Here is a 4,083-nt window from a genome sequence, read left to right on the forward strand (position 1 = left end):
AATAGCACTACCAGAACTGTCCATGTAAACTGTGTCCAGTGTGATGGCGAAAGGCTTGCGGTTACGGTGGTCTTTCATCAGTATCAGCGACCGTGTCCACTTCGTTCGCCACGACGCCCTTGCAGGCTGCACGCATCGAAATGCCCGGCGGTCGCCGATCGTGGACGGTATTGGACGATGCCGGCGATGTCGTCGAGTGCCTTCGTCACTGGATCGTTCATCTCGAACAGACTCACGCGTCACCAAATACGATACGGGCTTATGTTCGCCACGTTGTGGACTTCGCGAACTTCCTCGGTGCCAATGGCGTAGGCCTACATGAAGCCTCGGTTTCGTTGTACGACAGCTTCCTTGCTTGGCGGCTTGCCCGCCGAAAGGATGCCTTGCCGAGCCCGCGGCTGATCCTGCTGCGAAAGCAGGAGACGCGGGTTCTGGCGCCATCGACGCGCAACCAGATCCAGCTGGCGATCAAATCTTTCTACCGCTTCTATAACGGCACCGACGACTTCGCGGTCGATACGGTCGAGGTTAACAATGCCTATGACGGGCATCGGATCTACAAGCCGTTCCTCGAGCATATCAGCCAGCGTCGTACGACAAGGCGCAAGGACCGCTATCTGTCGGGCGATCCCGGCCGGGTTCAGCAGCAGGTGCTGGGGAAGCGCCTGACGCCAAGCGAGGTCCTACGGCTGATCGAGGCGTGCGGGCTCGCGCGCGACGCGTTTCTGATCGTGTTGCTCTACAATACCGGCCTCAGGATCGGCGAAGCGCTGGGCTTGCGACATGTCGATGTCGACCTCGCCGAAAAGGTCGTCTGGGTCGTTCCGCGCGAAGACAATGCTAATGGCGCCCGCGCCAAATCCGGCCGGACGCGCGGTGTGCCGGTCCACGACTACGTGCTCAACATGTACGTCGATTACCTCACCAGCGATGAATATCTGCCGGCCTTCGAATCCGGAGCCGAGTACGTCTTCGCCAATGTGAAAGCCGGCGTCATCGGGCACGCAATGAGCCTGTCCTATGCCCAGAAGCTTGCGGGCCTGCTGGAACAGCGCACGCATATTGCCTTCAACTGGCACATGTTCCGCCACAGCCATGCGTCCGAAGCGATCGCGGCGGGCTACAGCCTGCTCGAAGTGGCCGATCGCCTTGGCCATGCCAGCCCACAGACAACGGCCGCCTTTTACCAGCACCTGTTCGCGTCGGAAATCCGCAGGCTTTACCTGACGGGTCCCGACGAGGTGCATGAAAGACTTGAGAAACTTCGCGAGGCTGAGCTTCTCGGAAAGGACATGCAATGGGCATGACACCGCTGGCACTCGTCGGCGGCACACCGCACGATACCGATCGCTACAGCAACTGGCTTGAGGCTCGGCTCGGGGACGTGTCCCCTCTCCTTGTCGAGAATCCTGTTTGGTCAGACGCCATAATGAACGAGGTGTTCGGCCATCCATGGTTGAGCCAGACATACGCAAGCCTACCACTTGGCGCCGCGGTTCCGGTGCTGACCAACGAAATCAAGGCCTACCTCGCGGCATCGGTGCTCGACGATCGTAAGGCGGACGCCCACTGGTTCCAGCGCCGGATCCCGGTGATCCGATATCTGGTCGCAGAAGGCGAAAGCCTGCTTCAGCATTTTGGAGCGGGCTGTCTCGCGGACATCCCCCACCCCAACTTCGGATTGTCAGATGGTGACGGTTCTGCGAGAACGAAGTGCCACAACGATACCGCACTGGGTCTATACGCTGCTTGGTACGGCGCGAACTATGGGCGGCGGAGGCAGAGCCAGACCCGCCACTGGATCCGGGATGGAAAGGTCGTCACCACCCAGTACCGGTCGCCGGAAGTGCAGCTGTTCGGCGACATCCATCGCTTCTCGATCATCAATCGGGCGCAGATGGCGCCGATGCATGACCGCAACATCATCCTGCTCAACGATCTCTACAGTGAGGAGGACACGCGCTTCCGCGACCGGCAGCGGCAGAGCGATACCTATCTGAACTTCCTTTGCTTCGAGCCGTGGCTGCGCCCACCGATGCGCAGCTTCCTGCTCGACAAGGTGACGCATGGCGAGCTTGCGCCGGGGACGGTATCGGGAATGCAGTCGCGGCTGCGGCTATTTGCGCGGTTCCTCCGTGAAGATGGTGTTGTTGATCCCGGGCAGATCAATGAACTGACGATGGAGCGTTACCTCGCCTGGGGAAATGCTCGGCAAGCCACGGGCAAGAACTGGTACACCGACATCGTCCAGCTCCTGCGCGCGGCGCCAGTCCTCCTGCCAGGACAATGGCCGCGGATCGCGCTCGACAAGCGCGCTGCGCGGCGGATCCGCTACAAGCAGGCGCCGGATGACCCGCGCAACCGGCTTTACGCATCGCGCGAGGGCGCCAACCGGGCGGCTCCGTCGGAAGCACTGGCCGCCATGGTGGCCAAGCTCGACGAACTACCCGCGCCGATCCCTGCGATCTTCATGATCGGCATCACGACCGGCGCGCGGGCCGAAGACCTGCATGCCCTGCTCTTCGACTGCCTGCGGCCCGATCCGCACGACAAGCGGTTCATGCTGTTCACGTTCTGGCAGAATAAGGTCAGCCGCTGGAATACCAAGCCCTTGCTGGTCACCGATCCGGCGCACCAGGCTATGATCGAGCTGATCGAGGCCCAGCGGGATCGCGTCCGGCAGCGTTACGGCAGCGCGACGAAATACCTGTTCCCGGTCTTCTACGGCAAGCGCGAGTCGTTCCTCGGCAACAACTGGACCTTGCAGGAACTCAAGATGCTGTGCCTCAGACATGGGATCGTCGACGGCGAAGGCAAGCCGTTCGACTTCTCGTGGCATCCGCTGCGCCACCATCGCGGGACGCAGATGGCAGCCGAAGGTCACGATATTCTCAGCATCATGTTCGAACTGGGCCACGCCTCGCCCGATATGGCGTCGATGTACGTCAACAAGCGCCTAGAGCTCAAAAAGAACGCCCTGCTCCGCAAAGGCGGCGGCCAGTTCTTCACGATCGCGGGCAAGGTCGATGAGGTCGTCGGCGATCTCCTGCTGCGCAAGGAAACCATGATGGCAACGCGGGTCTGTGGCGGGGCCTGCACGCTGCCCGGCCAGCTCGGCGAATGGTGCGAGCACGCACACGCTTGCCTAACCTGCCGGTTCTTCCGCGCCGATGGCGACGACCTCGAGCACTTCCGCTGCGAGCGCGCCGGACTTTACGTCGCGATCGAAGGGCTCGAACAGGAAGCGCGGAATTACGAGGAAGGCGGTCAGACCCGGTTGGCCGACATCACGCGCAAGCGGCTACAACACAACAAGGATGCAGTCCACAACACCGATACCATCATCCGTTCCATCGAGGAGCGCGGCCTCTACAACGGCGAAAAACAGCGCTACAGGCCGGCCGCTGCTCGGGAGAAAGCGACGCCATGACCACGGGACCGGATCTGCGGATCGCCACCCTCAATGATGCTCGCAGCCGCCGCAGTGCTGAAAAACGCGCTGCGGTCGAGGGCGCGATCATGCGCCTGCGTGACACCAGGCAAGCTGTGACGTTCGTCTCGGTCGCCCGTGAAGCCAAGGTCAGCCGCCAGTACCTCTACAACAACTTCGCCGATGAGATCGGCGAGGAACGCGTCGAGACGCGCGCGGAAACCGAGGTAATCAACGGCAAGAAGATCCCGCTGCGGACGCCGGTGGAATACCGGCATATCGAAGCGGCGCTTCGCAACAAGATCGAGCGTCTAGAGACCGAGCTCAGGGATGCACGCGCTGAAAAGGCCAAGGCCGACCGCACCGCCGAACGCGAGCGCGGCAAGGCCGAACACTGGCGTCAGCTCTACACAGCTGTCCTTGCGCGCGTATCACCGGGGCAAGCACCTGCCCCGCTGCCGCCCACCGAAGACTGAACCGTCAGGCTGCGATCGGGTTACGATCAAGCGAGTAGGAAGTGAGCCGCCTACGGCGTCTTGCACTTCCAACTCCCTTGATCGTCCAAATTATAAGCAAAACACAATGGACAGGCTTATCGTCGACAACCCATTGAAACTACAACATAAGACACGACTTGGTGTTGATATATGTTA

General features: G+C 61.3%; 3 protein-coding genes. All 3 read left to right on the forward strand.

The features are described from left to right. The first annotated feature begins 92 nt into the window (after window positions 1-92). Genes EQG66_RS15085 through EQG66_RS15095 form a run of 3 tightly spaced genes read left to right on the forward strand, consistent with a single transcriptional unit; the run spans window position 93 to window position 3,906 of the window. Window positions 93-1,307 (forward strand): tyrosine-type recombinase/integrase, encoded by a 1,215-nt coding sequence (locus EQG66_RS15085; protein ID WP_245988137.1) that lies wholly within the window; start codon window positions 93-95, stop codon window positions 1,305-1,307. Beyond that, complete coding sequence (locus EQG66_RS15090) at window positions 1,304-3,430, forward strand: tyrosine-type recombinase/integrase (protein ID WP_245988138.1); 2,127 nt, start codon at window positions 1,304-1,306, stop codon at window positions 3,428-3,430. Before EQG66_RS15085 ends, EQG66_RS15090 begins: the two co-directional genes overlap by 4 nt. Further along, window positions 3,427-3,906 (forward strand): hypothetical protein, encoded by a 480-nt coding sequence (locus EQG66_RS15095; protein ID WP_129405329.1) that lies wholly within the window; start codon window positions 3,427-3,429, stop codon window positions 3,904-3,906. Before EQG66_RS15090 ends, EQG66_RS15095 begins: the two co-directional genes overlap by 4 nt. Window positions 3,907-4,083: the final 177 nt, after the last annotated feature.

It is taken from the genome of Sphingobium fluviale (assembly GCF_004122115.1).
Lineage (GTDB): Bacteria > Pseudomonadota > Alphaproteobacteria > Sphingomonadales > Sphingomonadaceae > Sphingobium > Sphingobium fluviale.

Coding starts and splice junctions, on each gene's coding strand:
- EQG66_RS15090 (WP_245988138.1), top strand. CDS start 1,304: ATGACACCGCTGGCACTCGTCGGCGGCACACCGCACGATACCGATCGC.
- EQG66_RS15095 (WP_129405329.1), top strand. CDS start 3,427: ATGACCACGGGACCGGATCTGCGGATCGCCACCCTCAATGATGCTCGC.